General features: G+C 41.2%; 10 protein-coding genes. All 10 read right to left on the bottom strand.

The annotated features are described in order from the left end of the window. Positions 1-252: 252 nt before the first annotated feature. The 10 genes from AC59HC_RS17690 to AC59HC_RS17645 all read right to left on the bottom strand — a co-directional run bounded on the left by AC59HC_RS17690 (position 253) and on the right by AC59HC_RS17645 (position 19,583). Positions 253-669 (bottom strand): hypothetical protein, encoded by a 417-nt coding sequence (locus AC59HC_RS17690; protein WP_202839127.1) that lies wholly within the window; start codon positions 667-669, stop codon positions 253-255. A gap of 46 nt (positions 670-715) precedes the next feature. Further along, a complete protein-coding gene (locus AC59HC_RS17685; RefSeq protein WP_343641908.1) occupies positions 716-1,546 on the bottom strand; it encodes a helix-turn-helix domain-containing protein in 831 nt (276 codons plus the stop codon). 204 nt (positions 1,547-1,750) lie between these two features. Further along, a complete protein-coding gene (locus AC59HC_RS17680) occupies positions 1,751-2,299 on the bottom strand; it encodes a hypothetical protein (RefSeq protein WP_343641906.1) in 549 nt (182 codons plus the stop codon). Beyond that, positions 2,296-3,549 (bottom strand): phthiocerol/phthiodiolone dimycocerosyl transferase family protein, encoded by a 1,254-nt coding sequence (locus AC59HC_RS17675; RefSeq protein WP_395974465.1) that lies wholly within the window; start codon positions 3,547-3,549, stop codon positions 2,296-2,298. Before AC59HC_RS17675 ends, AC59HC_RS17680 begins: the two co-directional genes overlap by 4 nt. Further along, entirely contained in the window at positions 3,546-4,817 is a 1,272-nt protein-coding gene (locus AC59HC_RS17670) for a condensation domain-containing protein (protein ID WP_496559082.1), read from the bottom strand. Before AC59HC_RS17670 ends, AC59HC_RS17675 begins: the two co-directional genes overlap by 4 nt. Before the next feature lie 15 nt (positions 4,818-4,832). Continuing rightward, positions 4,833-7,235, bottom strand: coding sequence for a glycosyltransferase (locus AC59HC_RS17665; protein ID WP_496559081.1), 2,403 nt, complete (start codon positions 7,233-7,235; stop codon positions 4,833-4,835). After that, entirely contained in the window at positions 7,228-8,010 is a 783-nt protein-coding gene (locus AC59HC_RS17660) for an alpha/beta fold hydrolase (RefSeq protein ID WP_496559080.1), read from the bottom strand. The genes AC59HC_RS17665 and AC59HC_RS17660 overlap by 8 nt, the downstream gene beginning before the upstream one ends. Next, positions 8,001-8,300, bottom strand: a complete 300-nt coding sequence (locus tag AC59HC_RS17655; protein WP_034696900.1) for an acyl carrier protein — start codon at positions 8,298-8,300, stop codon at positions 8,001-8,003. The genes AC59HC_RS17660 and AC59HC_RS17655 overlap by 10 nt, the downstream gene beginning before the upstream one ends. Beyond that, positions 8,288-12,541, bottom strand: coding sequence for a beta-ketoacyl synthase N-terminal-like domain-containing protein (locus tag AC59HC_RS17650; RefSeq protein WP_496559079.1), 4,254 nt, complete (start codon positions 12,539-12,541; stop codon positions 8,288-8,290). The genes AC59HC_RS17655 and AC59HC_RS17650 overlap by 13 nt, the downstream gene beginning before the upstream one ends. 19 nt (positions 12,542-12,560) lie before the next feature. Then, positions 12,561-19,583, bottom strand: coding sequence for an SDR family NAD(P)-dependent oxidoreductase (locus AC59HC_RS17645; protein WP_496559078.1), 7,023 nt, complete (start codon positions 19,581-19,583; stop codon positions 12,561-12,563). Between the last annotated feature and the right edge of the window lie 404 nt (positions 19,584-19,987).

Below are 19,987 nucleotides of genomic sequence, written 5' to 3'. Positions count from 1 at the left end.
AAAGAACATCAGGATCTTTGTGAAAAAATACTTATTATTTGTGAATTTTTACGGAGAAATAAGCGCGCAGAAATAAATGCCTTTTGTGAATAATTACACAAAAAGTATAGTTTAAATGCTGATAAAATCACCATAAAGTAAAAAAAATGCTTTATTAATCTTAAACATTAATTTTACTTAATATATAGGGAATGAATAAATTGTAGAATTATTATTCAATGCATAGTATTTTTTTTAAGCGTTGCTTAATTTTTACTGAGAAATTAGAGTTAATATTAAAAAATTTTGCTCATCACTGCTGTTGGAGCTTAAATCTTCCATTGCATTTTCTAACTCATGATCGATGATATATCTCTTTTGAACCACCCCTTTGTGATGGCTGATAAGAGGGTAATCACCAGATCTTTCCCTGTTGCTTTCGGAAGTACCGGACGTATCACGATCTTCATCATATTCTGCTTTCAGCTGAAATCCGGACGGACTTGAGATGGTTACAGACTGAACTTCCCGGAAGGAAGACTCGCTCCCTTCGTCCGAAAATCCTGTGCCTACAGCAAGCATCTGTACAGGATAAAGCCTAACGTTAAGCCTCAAACCGTCTGCTGCCTGTGCAAATGATTTCGTAAAAGCAAAATAAAGCAAAATGAATAAAATATACTTTGCAAGCATATAACCTATATTTTTCCCCAAAAGGTTACTTATGTAAATATACAAATTATTTCATTTCGGAGGGATTTTTTCCCGTATGTTTTTTAATAAAATTAGTAAAGTTTCCTTCATTGCTGAAACCCAGATCATAAGATATCTCAGAAATCGTGGAGTTGGAGAAGCTCAGGGCTTTTTTGCATTCGGTAATGAGTTTTTCAATGATGATATGTTTGGCTGTTTTTCCCAATACATATTCTGTCATCTCGGTCAGTTTCCTTGATGAGATATTAAGTTCTTCGGCGTAATAAGCCACTTTTTTTGCCTTTTTATAGTCTCTTTGCAACAGAACTTTGAACCGGTTGACATAATACATATAGTCAAATTTGATTTCTTTTTTGATTTCTTCAGTGGGAATATGCAGAAGGGCATCCAGCATCAGTCGTTCTATAGCATTATGGGCAGCCGCTATATATAAGCTTTCATCCTTTTTTCTGAAACTTTCCATCTGCTCAAGAAAAACCACTCTCATCTGTTCTACATTGAGGAAAGGTGCTATAAATATATCGGAATTATAATTATAAAAAAGCTGAGAATTGATAAAAAGACTGTCTTTGGTTGATCTTTCATAAAAACTGGATGAAAAAGCAATTGAATACACATCTGATCTTTTGGTTTCACCAAAAACTATTTTCTTTTGCGGCCCTACGAAGGCAATACTTCCTCTTTTTAAAGGGTATGGAACATTCTCTACCGTTAGCTGGGTGTTTTCCAGAATAATATAAATACAAAAATATTCCAGGGTATTGAATTCTCTTTTGTTGTTATTTCGGGCGATAATATAATCTAAACGATTGATACTGAATCCTATATTTTTTAATTGATCCGTGATTTTGTACATACATTATTAACCATTCTGTTCAAGAAAAATTCTTGTAAATTATTATATAAATATAAAAAATTTACCAAATAGTAAGTTTTAAAGAAAAAAATTAAGTCAAGATGCCCGTAAAAGTACCCGGTAACCTCATGATCAACCGGGTGTTGTTATATTTTTTTATTGTTAATTCAATGATATACAGTGATGTATGTTTTTATTGGGAAATTATGTGTTTAAATCTGCAGGGACTGATGTTACTTTGCACATCCATTTCCTTAACCTCCATATGGGTAAGTATACAAAAACCACAGACAGAATTCCGGCCAGCGTTCCCACCACAACAGCCATTGCTGTTGCATCCAGTTTGTAATCTTTTGAAAAATTATACTGTCCTATAAACAGCAGCGACAATACCAATAGTCCTGTAATCAATCCATGTAAGATGCTCAGTCTGGTCATCAGCTTTTTGATATTAAGCTGTTCGTCTACCGTAAACTCTATGGCTTCCTGGCTGGCTGCATCCGTTACTCTTTTGATGATGTCTATGGTAAGAACCACCGGAAGGAAGATGGCCATCGGCAGGGTAAGACGGGCAAGATTTTGAGTTCCTGAAAAAAAATGGGTGTAGCCCAATTCCTTGAAACTGGCGTAAGCAATAATGAAATTAAAAAACACATTCGGAAGGACATAATAAATCGTACGCTTTATGAGAAAGCGTTTGAGGGTGGTTTTCTTTATCAGTCTGGGCTTCGGAGGCTTTATTTTAAATTTCATAGAGAAGTTGTCAATAGCTCGATGGCTTTATCTTTTATCAGATGAGCTTCCTCTTTGGGAAGAAAATTTTCATTGGACATGAAGGTGAAGTCCATCTGCTGGTTGTACGTGCTGGTGACTAAGGTATTTGAGTTCAGCCATGGGAAAGCCACGGTAGGACTAAAAATAGTTTCCAGACTGAAGTTTTTATAGTCATTCGGGATATTGATCTTGCCCATATTGGATAAGGTAATATCATGCCCGCCTTCGCTGGATTTCAGCATATTGATCATCCGCCCTACAACAGGGTGCATATGTTCTCCCATCCACAGGAGCTCACGGGCTTCCATCTTATTGATTTTTGCAGTAAGATCTTTTTTGATCTGCCTGGCATTGTCCATCACATCATTGCTGTTTTTCCTGATCGAAAGCTCCACAGTTGGGGCAAAAGCAAATAAATGATCTTCTTTAATTTCCGGAATAAAATGGCGCACATCTACCGGACTGATCACTTTACCTTTGGCACGGTCTCCCTGAACATCACGGAAGGCCTGCATCACGGAAGAACACAGCAAAGCATGCACAGAAATCTGGTTGGCTTTACATTTTTCAGTGATAAGCCGGGTTTCTTCCTGAGTCATTTTCCAGTGAATGGTATAGCTTTTTCCCTGGTTTCTTTTTTTGCTTTTTCGCTGGATGGAAAAGAATATTCTGGCGAACAGAAGGTAAAGGCCGGCCTTATATTTTTTGATTGCTGTATTAAAATCCGAAGGCAGGAAATCATCAACAGATTCAAAAGCAACATAAGGAATTAATGGAGCATAAGGATTGTCCAGCAAACTCAGAAGCTCACGCAGTAAGGTTACTCCGGTGGTTCCATCGGATATGCAGTGAGGCATGATCCAAAGGATTTCGGAAGTATCCTGTCCTTTTACCCAGACTACTTCGGCCAATGGCTTTTTGGGTGTTTCAAAAAGTTTAAACCATCCTTTTTCGGATTCTTTGAACCAATCTTCATCTGTTGTACGTTCTACAATGCGAAGCGGAATAGGTTCAATATCTTTCTGCCCCATAAAATAAGGGTAGTTTCCGATGTTATGGTCAATATTCGTTCTTAGAATAGGATGCTTCTGCTGGATTCTTATTAAAGCAGCTTTAAAATTTTCTTCAGGAATCTCTCCTTTGATTCTTGCCGTATAGATACAGTTTAAAGGAGTTTCAGGATCTACATACATGATCCTTTCCACCATCATTAAGGGTCTTTTGATCATGATACTGCCATTTGTTTTAGTTGTGAATGAATGGTCTGCATAACTTCGTCACGTACTGCTGTGGCATCGGTATATGGTAAGTAGCCTTCGCTTCCCATGAAAGAAAAATCCATTTTTCCACGGTAAGTAGAAACCACCAGGGTAGTGGTATTCCCCAAAGGGCCAATGACGGACGGGCTGAGGATGGTTTCCACCGTAAACTCCTTGTACTCATGAGGAATCTGAATGCGCCCCAGATTGGAAAACATACAATCGTTGGAGGATTTTCCGTTCTTCAACAGCCTGGTGAAATTACTCAGGGCATCATGCCCGGATTCCATGACCATCATGGTGATATAGGGATTCAGTTTTGAGGTCTTTTTTTCCACAGATTTCTGCATCACACGGAGATTATCCTCAAAGCTTAGCTTTTCATCAGAAGAAACCACGATCATCAGCCCGAAAGCGAAAATATGATCTTCTTTGATCTGTCCTGCAAAACGTCTGATGTCTACCGGACAGGAAACTTTATTGAAGGATTTTTCTCCTCTTACTTTTTTAAATGCCTGCAATACCGCTGCACTCAAAAATGTATTGACTGTCACGCCCTGGGATTTACAGTAAGCGATTAATTCTTTGCTTACCGTTTCATCCAGCTTCCAGTTGATCAGGTAATCATTCTGTCTTTCTACAGCTTTTTTGCCTGTAGGAATCCATTTGATCGCGGTCGCAGCCAACCTACCGATAAATCTGGCTTTCAGTTTTTGTCTGCGGCTGTTCAGGATATGGGCAGGAACCACATCTTCGATCCCCAGGATAGGATTTTCTGTCCCGATATCGGCAGCCGGGTTGTCCAGAGCTATTAAAAACTCTTTTAAGAAAGCCATTGCAGAACCACCATCGCAAAGACAATGGTGGAACGCAAACAGCATGTCAGAAACGTCTTCCCCTTTGATCCAGATAAACCGGATCAGGGGTAATTTTTCGTAATTAAAGATGGTGTTCCATTCTTTCCTGGATTCTTCCTGCCACTGGTCTTCACTTTGTCTGGTAACGATTCTTACAGGAATGGAAACCGTTTTTTCAGGAACGTTAAACCAGGGAATATTTTTTTCATCATGGCTGATCAATGCTCTCAACCAAGGGTGTTTGTTTTGAATCCGGGCCAGAGCCTGCTGGATCTCTTTTAAGGTAAAAGTTCCTCTCAGTCTGAACGGAATGACCGCGTTAAAAGGTTCTGTTCCGTCTCCCAGTAACATGCGTTCACCAAATAACAATCTTCTTTTCATAGGTTGATTCATAGGCTACACAGAAGCTAATGTTGAATGTTCGTTTACAAAATTTTCTAACAGCTCTACCGCTTTGTCATTTCCTCCGGCAAGGGTGAATGTATTTCTTACTTCCTGAGCGGCAGTTCTGTATTTAGGATTTTCCAATAATTCAAAAACGGTTTCACGAAGGGCCTCTACGCGGAGTCTTTTATACCGGATGCTGATTCCGCAACCTGCCTGCTCGATGAGTTTGGCAATATGAAAATGATCATAGGCAATAGGTGTGATCAGCATGGGCAATCCATTACGGAAAGTATCATTTACAGTATTGAAACCACCGTGGCAGATCACCATATCCATTTGCTGCATCACTGCCGATTGTGGCACAAAGCTGTTCACGATAAAGTTGTCCGGCCATTCTTCAAAAATTTCGGGTGGAGTAGCAGCAATCACGGTCACCGGCTGGTCTTTAAATGCTGCAATGATTTTTTCAAAAAAAGCTTTTCTGATGTCTACCAGCAGCGTTCCCAATGATACAAAGATTTTTGGAGTGGTAGACGCATTCAGTTTATCCCAGTCAAACGGAGCATCGTTCGGACGTCCTTTTACCGGGCCTACAAATTTCATATGAGGCGGAACGGTTTCAAATCCGGCGAAAGCCTGAGAGGTAAATACCATATTCAGTTTGTGAGAATGGATGTAAATACCTTCCTCATGAATTCCTACTTCTTTTTGCAGATCTTTGATCAGTTTTTGCTGCCATTCCCAGATTTTGGGAGCATTTTTTTCTGTGTCTCCCATCACATCCGGTGGTACAGGAGTTGTCGTTACACAAGGAATATTGTTTTTATGGGCGAAAAGAGCCCCTCCGAAAGTGATACAGTCGTTCACGATTACATCCGGCATCCAGCTTTCAGTGAGTCTGGTTAATCCTGGCATCATCATTTTAGCGAAAGGAACATAGGTTTCTTCCAGAGCCAGCTTCATTACTTCAGGACCGGAACATGCAGGTCCGTCATCCTGCCTTTTCAAGATACGGGCAATTTCTTCCTGATACGGAACAAGATCTTCTTCAGGGTAGAAATAAGAACCTCCTTCAGGAATATGTTTACTGTCTAAAGGGGTTATCCCGAACCATTTTACTTCATGTCCGCGGGCAATCAGACTTGCTCCCACACTCAGAGTCGGGCTCACATGTCCGAAAAACGGAGGAACTACGAATAAAAATTTAGACGGTTTTTCAGGTTTTGAAGCCTTTACTATAGCCTGTTCCAATAGGTTGGCTGCTGTAGCAGCGCCTCCTGCTTCCACAAAAGACTTTCCTACTTTCTGAGCCGCTTCACGGTAGCCCGGAGTATTTAAAATCTTGTGTACGGCTTCTCTCAGGTGATTGGCTTTAAATCTGTTAAAATTAAGGCGCTCACCCGCTTCTGTACGCACCACACGCCCTGCAACATGCGACTGATCATAGGCAATAGGAATCACAACCAAAGGAATACCGTTGGATAATGTTTCAGAAACGGTATTATGGCCGCCATGGCAAACTACACCGTCAAGATGAGGTAACAGATCCAGCTGAGGAACCTGCTGATACACCATAAAATTGTCCGGCCACTGCTCAAAAAGTTGTGGATCGGAAACTACTACAACGGTTAAATTTTCGTCTTTGAAGGCATCAATAACCTTCTGGAAAAATGCTTTTTTATGGTCGTGATCGAAGGTAGTTCCGATACTTACTAAGATCTTTTTATTGTCTTTGCTTTTTAACTTTTCCCAGTCGAATTCACATGAAACACGTCTTTCCGTAAGAACCGGACCTGTGAACTGGTATTGAGACGGCAGATCTTCCATTTCCCCAAAGAAATAACCGGAAGTCAGAACAAGTGTCAGCAAATCTGAAGTTGCCAGAGAGCGTTCTTCCTGGAAACCCAGTTCTTTCTGCAAATCGATGATCTGATTCACTTCCCATTCGTGTACTTTTGGAAGCTCATTCATGATTTTAATAGCGGCCGGGGCGGTAACGGAAGTGGCGTAAGGAATACCAAGAGTTTTGGCTGCAACCGGAGCTGCAAATAACTGATGATCCCCGATAACCAAATCGGGCTGCTCTATTTTTAATAAAGTAACAATACCATTATAGCAATGTCTGTTCAGCGGGATAAGAACCTCTTCATACAGGAACTTAACGCTGTCGATTCCATAAACTACTTTTTTGGAGATAATATCGAGATATTGTTCGCTTTCTTTCTTTTCTTCGTCGGTCTGATCATATTGGATCAGTAATAATTTTCCTCCTTCGGGAAGTTTGGCCTCTAAAGTCGGGTCAAGGCTGATCCAGGCTACCTCATGTCCTCTTTCCAGCAGGGTGGCACCGATGCTTAAAGTAGGGTTGACATGACCTGTCAATGGTGGAACTATAAATGCAAATTTAGCCATGGTTTTGTGTTAAAATTTTAGATAAAAATTGAGCAATCGTTTCTGCAATCAGATTTGGTTCCTGGATAGGAATGTTGTGATCACCCGGGATTAATTCAAGTTCAGACTGGCTGATTTGAGATTGCAGCCGTTCACCTGTAGGTCTGCAGTTGGAATCAGCGCCATAAAGCAATAGAGTAGGAGCCGATAATTCATTAAAACGGGCTTCACTCAGGAAATGTTTTTCCTTAATCATATCTGCTTTAATGCTGGTTTGGTTAAACAAAAATTCATACATACGGTGGTTCTTCTCCATTTGTCTTTTGCCCATCTGCACTTTGGTGGTGTCTGTAAAGTTGGCTACGTAGTGCTCAAGAAATTCCTTGCTGTATTCATCAATGATGTTACGGGCTTTTTCATCCTGAGGATCCGGCGCTTCGATCACCACTAGCTGATTCACGCGGTCAGGATATTCCAAGGCTGTTTTTAAAGCGATAAGGCCTCCGAAGCTGTAGCCGACAAGGTGTACTTTTTCCAGTTGAAGGTGATCTATTAAACCTATCAGATCGGAAGACATGTTATCAAGGTCATAGCCATCAAGAAAACGCTCACTCATACCGTGGCTTTTCAGATCGTACATCACCACATGGAAATGTTTTGCCAGCACAGGGGCAATATTAAAATAATAAATGGACAGGTTGCTGAACATACCGTGGATGAGTACCACGGTTTGTCCGGCTCCTTTGTTGAGTTCCTGTATATGAACTTGTCTGTTATTGACAGTGATTATTGGCATTCGTAGATATAATTGATGATCATACTAAGGTCAAGATTAATAAGCTGGTCAAGATCCATAGATGATAACCAACCTGTAAAGTCGATCTGATCGCCAAAATGCGCCTTGATCTTTTCAGAGAAAGAGACAATCTCAATGCTGTCCATTTCAAGATCTCTGGTGAATGAACTTTCAGGAGTAATGTCCATCTCTTCTACAAATTCAGCACCTATCACTTCAGTAATAAAACCTTTTAATAAAGTAAAAAGTTCTTCGTGGTTCATTTTTAATGTTGCGTTTACAGTGTCCATCCGATAATATAATTTTTATGTTTAATAGTTTTGATTTCAATATTGTTGATCCACAGGTGATCGTCTTTTATCAATTCGACTTCGAAGGCTTTAGGATTTCCTTTCAGTCCTGTTCCCAGAAACTTTCCATAAGCTTCTTTGGCTACCCAGAATCGGGTGGTCCATTCTGCCTGATCTCGGTCTTTTAATAAGGTTAATTCTTTGTCGGTAAATACCATGTCGTAGAATCCTGAACTGCGTTCTTCCATCAGTTCCATATCAATTCCTACAGATTTTCCATATCTCGCGATCCCAACAGCTTCTTTTCCTTTATGAGCCAGAGAAATATGGATGTTATCTGTAAAATCACTGATAAGGTAAGGTTTCCCCACTTCATCGGAACGGATTTCAAACGTGATCGGGAAGCAGGCATGATTTTTTTCTTTGCGAAGAAGATTTCTTACGGCATCTTTCACTGCCACACGGCTTACCATCCAGTTTTTCTTTTTGTTAGGTAATAGCTGCTGGTGATGCTGTTTTTCCGTTTGGTTGAAATATCTTTTCAGGATAAAATCCCACGAAGCGACTCTTGTATAGGCTTGGTGGAAGAAGAATACATCAGGAGCAATCTCTTCCGAAAGCCTGTTGTGCAGTGGTGACATGGAAACATTCCATAAAGCGGCATCAATTTCCAGTCTTCTGTTTTGCCATCCGGTAATCGCACACCATACTTTGCCGTCTCTTTTCAGGATGATATCGGCGATGGCGAATTCATCATTCAATTCGGTGAGCATGCAGGTACATTCAAAAATACCTTCCTGATCATGCATATCGCCGAAGAATTCAATATCTCTGATCTTGACAGGAAATGCAATACGGTCTTTCACCAAAGTAAGCTGAAGCCAAAGCCCGAAAAGCTGTCCTGCATTATCCAGTAAAGAACCTTTACCTCCGTTTCCTTTTATCTTCCCGATGATTCCTTTATCTCCAACGGCAGAAACTTCAGTAATTCCCTGGTATTGGTCTCCATGGAACATGTGCATGTCGTAGATTTCTTCAGGGGTTCTTTCGATAGGTAAAAGATTACCGATGGAAAGATTGAAGTCAGGTGTTGGAACAGGAGCAGATTTTAAGACTACTTCTGCGTTGGCAAAGTTTTCAATGTCAAGATAGGCATGATTCGGTGAACGCCATTCTCCTTTTACGGTTTTTTCGAAAGGTTTGGCCACGTTCATCCATTGGAATACACTTACATTCATGATTTTATGAACCAATGTTCCCGGGATTTCTGCCTCTGCAATTTCTGCAAGCTGTTCAAAGATCATCGTCATCGGGATTACCGGTTCCATATCTGCTACATGAGCCCATCCTTTTGGCTGTCTCAATAAGCTGTGATCGATCAGGTAAGGATGACTTTCCAGCGTTACATATAAATCTTTTGTAAAATTTGTACTTCTTACGGGTTGTGGAGCAGCCTGAACTACAGGTGCAGGACGTTGGATTGTGATTTCCGGACGGTTCTGGAATAAAGTCAATACTTCTTCCTGCATACGGATCATATCGGCAACGTTATCCTGGAATGCCTGTACCAGCGGATGTCCGCTTTTTGTGGCAATAGCTGAAGCTGTTGCTGCATATTGTTTTGGCATGTCAAAAGACTGAGCCAACGCTTTCACCTCTTTAAAATTCCGGATGATAGGTGAACCTAATTCCAGTTTAATGCCTTTTCCTGAAGCTTTTTTCGAATGATTTTGAATCTCTAAAAAGTCAAGGGCAATTGTTTTTCCTTCTACAAATAATGAAGCAACTACTCTTTGTAATTGAGCCAATGCAGAACGGGTAGGAACGCTGGAAGCAATCGTACTGAATGCTTTTCCTTTTAACGTATCATCAATAAACCCGATCAGTCCTCCTGTACCGACCTGAATGAAGACTCTTGCGCCTTCTTCGTATAATTTATCTGTCAGTTCACGGAAACGGACAGGTTCTACCAAATGCTCGGCACTCAGTTTTCTGATCGCTGCCTGATCTGCAGGATAAGGTTCTAAAGTGGTGGCAGACCACAATGGGATTTTCGTCTGCTGGAACTGTGCTTTTTCCATCCCCGCAAGGATCACATCCAATTTATCAGCGATAAAAGGAGAGTGGAATCCTGACTGGAACGGCAATACCTGATGGAAGATCTGTTTTGCTTTTAACAAGGGAACCAACTCATCCAGAGCAGTATTGCTTCCGCAAAGAATCACCTGATTAGGGCAGTTGTCATTGGAAACATAGAGGTTTGAAATTTCAGCAATAAAAGGTTTTATCACCTCAATTCCGGCTCCTATGGCAATGAATCTGGAATCTTTTAGTTCAAAAGTTTCAGGATTCAGTACATCAATTAAGGCTTTTACAGAATTGGCTTCCGCTAATTCCGAAGAGTAACCGGCCAGCCATTCTCCTAAACTGTGCCCTGCATTCATATCGGGAATAATTCCCAGTTTTTTTAATGAATTATCAAGGATACTGCAGTTATTGAAAATGTTTAAGGCATCGGTTAAAAGACCTTCACCTTCTGTTTTGATTGGTGCTGATAATCCGAAATAACGGCTTACCGTTTCTACCTCACCTTTTGCCAGTCCGTCTAATCCAGGGAATACAAAGGCTACTTTACCGCCATCTTTTAATAATGGGGTAGAAGTGTACCAGATATCCTGTTTGTTTTTCCAGATGATATTTTTGGAAACAATTTTTATGGCTTTTTCTATTCTGGCAGGAGTTGGATCGAATATCGCAACTCTGAAATCTCCTTCGCCGATAGTTGTTTCATTATTTTGTAATGCAGATAGCAGTTCTTCGTGAGTAGGTCTGGCCAAGATCAATACCTGATCTTTTTTAGGCATATCATACCCTTCCAAAACAATGTGTGCATTGATTCCTCCGAATCCGAAAGCATTCACCGCAGCTACTTTTGGTAGTCCTGTTTTTGACCAGTTTCTGGCTTCCTGTACCGGTTCGAATCTTGTGTTCTGCATCTCTGCAGTGGGATTCTCACAATACAAGGTTGGCGGCAAAGTATCGTGATGTAAGGCAAGACAGGTTTTAATTAATCCAGCAATTCCGGCAGCTGGCATGGCATGTCCGATATTGGACTTTACAGATCCGATACCCGCTGCTGGAGCTGATTCTTCTTTTCCGAAGAATTGGGCTAAGGTCTGAAGTTCTGTTTTATCTCCAAGCGGTGTTCCTGTGCCGTGAGCCTCAAGGTATCCCACTTTATTTTTATCTAAATCAGCATTGATCCATGCCTGTTCCAACGCTTTCAGCTGACCTTTTACAGATGGGCTCATCACGCTGGTTCCGGTACCATCACTGCTTACGCCAACGCCTTTAATAACCGCATAGATCTTATCCTGATCGCGAACGGCATCTTCCAGTCTTTTTAAGACTACGAAACCACAACCTTCTCCGATTAACAGACCATCAGCATCCATACTGAAAGGTTTGATCTGCTGCTGACGTGACATTGCTCCCAGCTGGGCAAAAATACTCCAGAAGGCAGCATTCTGTCCTGTGTGTACACCTCCTGCGATCATGATATCGGAACGGCCTCTCTGAAGTTCCTGCACTGCATGATCTACAGCAATTAAAGCAGAGGCACAAGCGGCATCTACAGTGAATGCAGCACCTCCCAGATTGAAACGGTTGGCGACAAGAGAAGCAACAAGATTGGGAATTAATCCCATCGCAGTATCTGCTGCAAAACGACCTTTACGTTCCTGAAATGCATGCTTTACCTTTTCAATATCGGAAGAAGAAACGTGAGGCAGTAACTCTTGTAACAATGAAGAAATCTGTTCTCCGGTTCTTACAATTTCAATCGCTCGGGTAGCACCTGGACCTGTGTAGTTTCCTTTACCGATTATGATTCCCGTTTTTTCAAGGGAAATGTTTTTCTGAAATATACCTGCATCTTCCAGTGCTTTCTGTACCAGATCAAGGGTAAGCAGATGATCAGGTTCCGTTCCTTCAACGGCTAATGGCAAAATACCAAATGCGGTAGGATCGAAAGTATAATCAGGGATAAACCCTCCACGCTGACAGTAAAAACGGTCAACGGGGCTTGTGGCATCACTGAAATGAACAGGATCTATCCGATCCGTCGGAGCGAGTTCGGTAGAATCGACTTTATTGACAATATTCTGCCAGAAAGTGTTGGCATCCTGTGCCCCGGGAAAGACACAGGATAAACCAATTACAGCAACATCTGTTTTTTTCATACTTTGTTTATACAGTGTTTTACCAATTATTTCCTGACATGATCAGCACCTGGCTTTCTGTTCCGTATTTAATTTCGTTAAGGAAGATTTCTTTTCCTTCATCCAATGGAATCATGGAAATACCTCTGCGCTCGTACTCAGATTCCAGGGTGGAAGAGACCATTCCGGCTCCTTTCCATGGGCCCCAGTTGATAGAGATTACTTTTCCTTTTAACCTTTTGTTTAAAGCATTAGCGTAATCATCCAGTACACTGTTGGCGGCCGCATAATCGGTCTGACCTTTGTTACCGTATACGGAAGCAATACTTGAGAATAATACCACAAACTGGCAGTCTTCACGGAGCTGTTCCGCTAATACACGTAGGGGTTTTACTTTGGTATCAAATACACGTCCGAAAGAGCTTGTGGTCTTTTGTTTGAACAATTTATCTTCTAAAAGACCTGCTCCGTGGATGACTCCATCCAGACGGTTGTATTTCTCATAAATACTGCTGATCAGATTGCTTAAACCTTCTTCGTCACAAAGATCCAGTGATTGGTAAATGATGGTATTTCCAAGTTCTTCCATATCACGGATGGTGCGAAGAATCTGATTGTTTTTGAAAATTTTCGTTGTTTCTTTTTCAATCTCTGCCGGAGAAGCGAATTGTCCGGATCTGATCAGAAATCCTCTGATTTCCTCTTTGGTTTTCATTCCCTGAAAATCTTTCGCAGAAAGCTCATTTCTCGGGTCTGCCGATCTCCCTACCAGAATATAGGTACAAGGATAAGCCTGAGACATATGCTTTACCAGTTCGGCGGTGATCCCCTGTGCACCTCCGAGTACCAATACCACAGATTTCTGATCTAATTGTATATGCGCTTCATGTAAGCTTGTTGATAATGGAGAAGGAATGATGTCTATTTTATGTCTCTGATCATTTTTGTAAATGATTTCAGCGGGTTTATCATTCGTAAGGATTTCCTTTAAGGTGATTTCAGCAATCTGATCTACTTCCTGAGGGGTGCTCAGGCTGATGAGTCTGCATGTTGTATTATCAAATTCTCTGGCTAAACTTTTGAAAAGTCCCGGATATCCCTGATGATGACGTAATATACTTGCATCTGTAATTTCCTGAATATGTGCAGGAATATCAGAAATAAGATATACCCATTTTGCTTTATCAAAATCCAGTTTCTTGATCAGATCTACATGATCGATAATACTTGGTTTATCAACGGCAGAGAATAGGTCTAACATAATTAATCCGTCGATATTTGAAAGATCTTTATCCGTATCTACTATTTCTACGATAGCTCCATGTTTTTCCAGAGTTTCTTTGATCGCAGAAGTTTGTTTGCTGTTATCCTGTGTAATGGCAAAACGTTTTCCCTGCAATACTTCAGTATTTTGTACTTTAGAAACATCAGTAGGAGTGATGTCAAAACGAAGACGTGACAATACATTTTGAGTTGGCTCTGTAGTATTTTCTTCTTTCGCTTCCGGAACTGCTTCGTTGGTTTCCCCATTCATTTCGCTGATCCAGCTTGCCAGACCACGAAGGGTTTTAATGGCCGCCAGTTTTTCCATCACATCATCAGCCTGTTCAAGGTTTTGACCAAATCCGATCTTAGTTTTAAGATCACCGATGATTTCCATACGTTTGATGGAATCTATGCTTAAATCTGCTTCCAGATCAAGATCAAGACCCAGCATTTCTTTTGGATATCCTGTTTTTTCGCTCACGATATTCAAAATGGCATTTTGAAGGTCCTCCAGTGAGAATGCCGGCTGAGCCTGTGGTTTTGAAACTGTTGGTTCCGTTGTTGTTCCGTTTTTTTCAGTCGCAGCAGTTGTTTCAGCACCTGAGAATTCAGTAAGCCATGAAACTAATCCGCTTAATGTTTTTATGCCTGCCAGCTGTTCCATAACGGTGTCTTCGCTGGTGTTTCCGTTGCCCAGAGTTCCCAATTCGTTACGAAGTGTTCCGATGATCTCAACTCTTTTGATAGAGTCGATACTTAAATCCGCTTCCAGGTCCATTTCCATACCCAGCATTTCCTGAGGGTATCCTGTTTTGTCACTTACTACCTGTAGTAATAGGGATTTAATATCTCTTGACGGAGCTTGTTTTACAGGAGCTACAGCTACAGGTTGCTGATGAACTGGCTGAACCGGAATCGTAGATATAGGTTGGTGTGCAGCAGCTGGTGCTGGTGAATGGTATACAGGAGCAGGGAACGCCTGAGGATTCTGTCCCATAAAGGAAAGCATCACATCGCGTTGTGCCTGTATCATTAATTTCATGCTGTTCAAATATTCCTGCAACATGCGTTCAGCAGTAGACTGGGCTTCCGTTGCGGGTGCCTGTGGATTATTAGTAAAATTGTTCATGGGAATTGGGTTTATAAGTGGTAATGCACCATTAGATGGCAGATTACCGGTGGTTGGGTGGGCAGTTTGCCCGTTAACACGCCAGATAGCAGGGCTTTTTTTGTAAAGCTCAGGTTGGTTAAGATCAATAATCGTAACACTTCTGCCGTCAAAAAGTTTATCAATGTTAAAGCTTCTGCCTGTTCCTAAATATTGTGCCAGCATGCAAAGCAGATGGCTGAATTTATTACGGCTGTTGTCTTCAACATATAGGGTGAGCTGATCTTTTTCAAGACAGGATTTGGTTAATCCGGTAAGTACTTTTCCCGGTCCTACTTCGATGAATATTCTTGCACCGTCATTGTACATGGCCTGAAGCTGTTCTACAAATCTTACAGGCTGTACCAGATGATCAGTAAGTCTTTCTTTTATTTCTGATGGATTCGTTGGATATACTTCTGCAGTGGTATTAGACCAAACAGGAATCTGCATTTCCTGGAAAGGAACATCTTTTAAGACTTCAGCGTATAAACCTTTGGATTTCGCTAATAATGGACTGTGGAAAGCACATGCAACCTCCAGTTTTTTCGCAGAAATACCTTCCTGTTTAAGCACTTCAAGTAATTTATTGACGGCTTCCGTATTTCCAGCAATCACACATTGAGTCGGAGCGTTGAAATTCACAGGATAGCATCCTTCAACTTTAGCAATAATAGGTTGTAAACGTTCTGCAGCAGCACTTGCGGCTAACATTGAACCCGGATCTCCGCCTTCTACTGAATCTAAGATAGATTGAGCTCTCTTAACACTTAGGTCCACCAGTTTATCCTCTCCAAATACTCCTGCAAAGCATAAAGCCGGAATTTCACCATAGCTGTGGCCTGCCAGCATATCAGGGATAATGCCTAATGATTCTAGGAATTTTGCCAATGCAAGGTCTACAATTCCTAAAAGCGGTTGTGCTAAACGGGTATCTTTAATGGTTTCTTTCTGTTGTTTTAAATCAGTTTCATTAAAAGTTTTAGATGGAAAAACCACTTTTTCAAGCTCAGGATAATTATCAATAATCTTACGCATGGCCGGGAAAACGACAAATAAGTCACGGGCCATATTGATTCTCTGGCTGCCTTGTCCGGGGAATGTGAACGCTACTTTACCTTCTTTTTTATTCACGGTAAATGTATCTTTAGTCTCAATTCCTAACAATACCAGCTCAACCTTCATCATCAGATCTTCAACCGTATCAGCCACAATGCTGAACTGGATAGGCTTTTCTGAACTGATGCTTAAGCTGTATGCAATATCCTGTAACGGAATACCATCATTAATTTCTAATAAAGTTTTAATCTGACCGGACTGTTCTTTCGCTTCTTCATACGTATCTCCACGGAAAACAAACAGTTCTGAAGGCCATGACTGCATGGCAATTGAATCATCCTGCTTAGGATGGTTCGCAATAACGGTATGGAAGTTTGTTCCTCCAAATCCGAAAGCACTGATTCCTGCATAACGGTTTTTCTCTGCCCATAATCCACTTTCTGCATGGAAGGCAAACGGACTGGTTTCTGCGTTATAATAAGCATTTGGCTGCTGAAGGTGAAGGGTAGGTGGCTTTACACCATGATAAACTGCAAGAGAAGCTTTGATTAATCCTGCTAATCCTGCTGCACATTTTGTATGACCAATCTGTGTTTTTACAGATCCTAAATGAGTCTGCCCGGGTAATGCCCCTGAACGGCTGAATAAATTAGTCAGTGCACTTAATTCGGTTTTATCACCTACCACCGTTCCTGTACCGTGAGCTTCCACTAATCCAACAGATGCAGGGCTTATACCTGCCTGGGTGTAAGCACGTTCTAATGCTCTTACCTGACCTATCTGTCTTGGAGCAGTCAAGCCCAATGCTTTTCCGTCACTGGATCCTCCAACGCCCTTAATCACTGAATAAATACGGTCTCCATCACGTACGGCATCCTCATATCTTTTTAAAACAAGGATGGCAATACCTTCTCCAAGAGCAATACCGTCTGCATCGCTGTCAAATGTAGCACATCTTCCTTTTCTGGATAGAGCATGCGTGCTGGAGAACATCAGATAATCGTTAATTCCATTGTGTAAGTCTGCACCTCCGGCAAGAACCATATCAGATTTTCCTAATACAAGTTCCTGACATGCCAGATCAATGGCTGCCAAAGAAGAAGCACATGCTGCATCTACCGTAAAGTTTCTGCCGCCAAGGTCTAATCTGTTCGTAATCCTACCTGCGATTACATTTGCCAGAATACCCGGGAAAGAATCTTCAGTAGTATGTGGGAAGGCTTCTTTTACTTCTTCATGAAGTTCTCCGAAAACCTGCTTATAATATCCTCTGAAACTATAGCTGTTGGCAAGATCATTTCCTCCTTCAGCACCTATGATGACAGAAATGTTTTCTCTGTTGATGTGTTTTTCTCCATATCCTGCATCTTCCATGGCACGCTTGGCAACCAATAAAGTTAACAGTTGAGTAGGTTCAATAGCGGCAAGAGATTGTGGTGGAATACCGAATGCCAATGGATCGAAATCGATTTTAGGAATAAATCCTCCCCATTTGGAGTGGGATACATCCGGTCCGTCAGAATCCGGATGGTAGTATAATTCCTTATTCCATCTTTCGTCGGGTACTTCAGTGACACTGTCTTTTCCTAAAATGATGTTTCTCCAGTATTCATCAAGGTTTTTAGCTCCCGGGAAAATACATTCCATTCCTACGATGGCGATGTCCAGCGGTTTTTCCGTAGAAACGGGTTCTTCCGGTAATGCCGCCTCCTGAATATGTTCGTAATTGTCTACAACACTTTGATGAAGTGCTGCCAGTGAGATCACACGATTCTGCATGGTGGCTACCTGTCCGATCATATACATTCCTAAGTCCAGCTGATCCTCTTTAGGAATATTGACAAGCTTATCGCCCTGTCGTTCTATGCCTTTCGCAGCAATACGTAAACGGCCTACATTTAATTTTTCAAGCTGTTCCCAGACTTGTTTTTTATCCATTCCGGCAGCAAGAAGTTTTGCTTTTTCTGTATTGAAATGGTGGGTAAAAGCTGTATTTAAACAACGGGTTTCGTGTCCTGGAGCTGTTTCCAGCAAGACCGTATCTTTTGCCTGCATAGCCTGGGACTGAAATTCTTCCTGAATGGCTCCTGTCTGTACAGCTTCATGAGTATACAGATAGGCTGTACCCATCAATACCCCGATTTTTACTCCTCTTGCAGCCAATGGGGCTGTCATGATGGAAACAAATGCTGTTGAAAAGGCGTTATGAATTCCCCCTGCAAAAAATACACTGATGTTTTCAGGATGCTCTTCTTTTAAAATACGTTCAATTTGTTTTTCCCAAAGAACCGTACTGGACAGCGGACCTACGTGGCCTCCGCATTCACGTCCTTCAAAAATAAAGTTTTTAGCTCCTTCTTTAAGGAAAATATCCAGAAGAGCAGGGGAAGGAACATGTAAGAATGATTTTATTCCCGCTTTCTCAAATACTTTGGCCTGTGCGGGTCTTCCCCCTGCAATTAAAACTACCGGAGGTTTTGCTTCCAGTATATAAGAGGTTTGCTCATCTCTTAATTCCTGAGGGGCAAATCCTAAAATTCCTACTCCCCATGTTTTTTCTCCGGCCAGCTTTTTGGTGTCCATTACCAGAGACTTTGCAGCTTCTCCTTTTAATAAGGATAAAGCAACAAAAGGTAAAGCTCCGGCATCTGCTACTGCGTTGGCAAATGAAGGAACGTCACTCACACGGGTCATCGGACCCTGAGCAATAGGGTATTGCAGTCCCAGTTCCTGAGCTAAAGAGTTTCCTTTATCAATTACTTTGAGTGCTTTTGCCTGCTTCAGATATCCATACATGGCTTCTTTGAAACCGAAAATAAGTTTTTTCAGTGTTTTGAAATCTTCATACAGATCTGTGGCCAGCGAAATGTCCTGTCCCATTGGAATGTAACAAGTGCTGAGATCCAGGTCTGTAAAATATTGTTTCAGATCTCCGGCAGTTGCATTCTCGGGTAAGGAAGGTGAGTTGGGTCTCACCAATACGCGATGGTTGGCAATCACCTTAGTTTCTGTACCATTCAGTTTTGAGCATATTTCTTTCAGATCCTGAGGAACTGCACTTTCGGGGAACAACGCTAGCTGGCTGTCCAGTACAATTCCTGTTGCTCCCAAAGCTTTTGTTGCCGCTGCGGTATGGAGACCTATTCCTCCCTGTACCCACACCGGAATGCTCTGGATTTCTTTGATCACACGCTGGAATAATACAAACGTGGATTCATAGCCTACCCATCCGCCTGCTTCATTTCCTTTGATAATGATTCCTTCTGCTCCCGCCTGTTCAGCCTGTCTTGCTTCTTCCAGACTCGTTACCTGATAAACTGCAGGCAGCGCAGAGGGTTTAGACATTCCGAATGGAAGGATCGCAAATCTTACCTTTTCAGGAATTTGAAGAGAGACGAAGTTGTCTGCAGAAAAATAAATACCATAAGATGGTACGTCTATCTGATCAAGTTGATGTAACGCTTCCTGTGCAGCCGTTATCTCATTTCCTAAACTTAAAACGGGGAATGCACCCGCCTGGTGTAATCTGGATATAAGAGTAACGTCCGGCTTTTCAAAAGGCGTCAGTCCAATAATGGTTAAGTTTTTCATGGCGTGATAATTATTGAATGATAGCAGAGATTCATAACAACATGCTTTGCCTTTCGGTAATAAGGCAATTGCTTATCATTATGATATAATAAAATTGGTTTTTGTTAGATCGTTAACGAATTGAATCGTTTTTTGGCAATTATTCAATGATCTATTGGTCTGGAATAGATTGCATAATATAAGGTTAGTGTCCGGTTGTTCAAAGGGCATCAGCCTGATTGTGGTCAAGTTTTTCATAGCATTTACGGTATTGGGATAGTTAATGTTGTTTCATAACAAAACATCAATATCACTGGGATATACAATGATATTTTGTTACAATGAAATAAAAATAATAAAATTGTATTATATATTTAATCATAAATGTAATTTGATAACTATTTTTTAATATAAAAAGTATAATT

It is taken from the genome of Chryseobacterium sp. DZ-32 (assembly GCF_059587025.1).
The sequence above is the reverse complement of the archived record's forward strand: the minus strand, read 5'-3'. Positions and strand labels throughout refer to the sequence as shown.

Excerpts from the sequence above, each read along its gene's own strand:
- AC59HC_RS17645 (WP_496559078.1), bottom strand. The coding sequence starts at position 19,583 with ATGAAAAACTTAACCATTATTGGACTGACGCCTTTTGAAAAGCCGGAC.
- AC59HC_RS17655 (WP_034696900.1), bottom strand. The coding sequence starts at position 8,300 with ATGGACACTGTAAACGCAACATTAAAAATGAACCACGAAGAACTTTTT.
- AC59HC_RS17670 (WP_496559082.1), bottom strand. The coding sequence starts at position 4,817 with ATGAAAAGAAGATTGTTATTTGGTGAACGCATGTTACTGGGAGACGGA.
- AC59HC_RS17675 (WP_395974465.1), bottom strand. The coding sequence starts at position 3,549 with ATGATCAAAAGACCCTTAATGATGGTGGAAAGGATCATGTATGTAGAT.
- AC59HC_RS17680 (WP_343641906.1), bottom strand. The coding sequence starts at position 2,299 with ATGAAATTTAAAATAAAGCCTCCGAAGCCCAGACTGATAAAGAAAACC.
- AC59HC_RS17690 (WP_202839127.1), bottom strand. The coding sequence starts at position 669 with ATGCTTGCAAAGTATATTTTATTCATTTTGCTTTATTTTGCTTTTACG.
- AC59HC_RS17685 (WP_343641908.1), bottom strand. The coding sequence starts at position 1,546 with ATGTACAAAATCACGGATCAATTAAAAAATATAGGATTCAGTATCAAT.
- AC59HC_RS17665 (WP_496559081.1), bottom strand. The coding sequence starts at position 7,235 with ATGGCTAAATTTGCATTTATAGTTCCACCATTGACAGGTCATGTCAAC.
- AC59HC_RS17650 (WP_496559079.1), bottom strand. The coding sequence starts at position 12,541 with ATGAAAAAAACAGATGTTGCTGTAATTGGTTTATCCTGTGTCTTTCCC.
- AC59HC_RS17660 (WP_496559080.1), bottom strand. The coding sequence starts at position 8,010 with ATGCCAATAATCACTGTCAATAACAGACAAGTTCATATACAGGAACTC.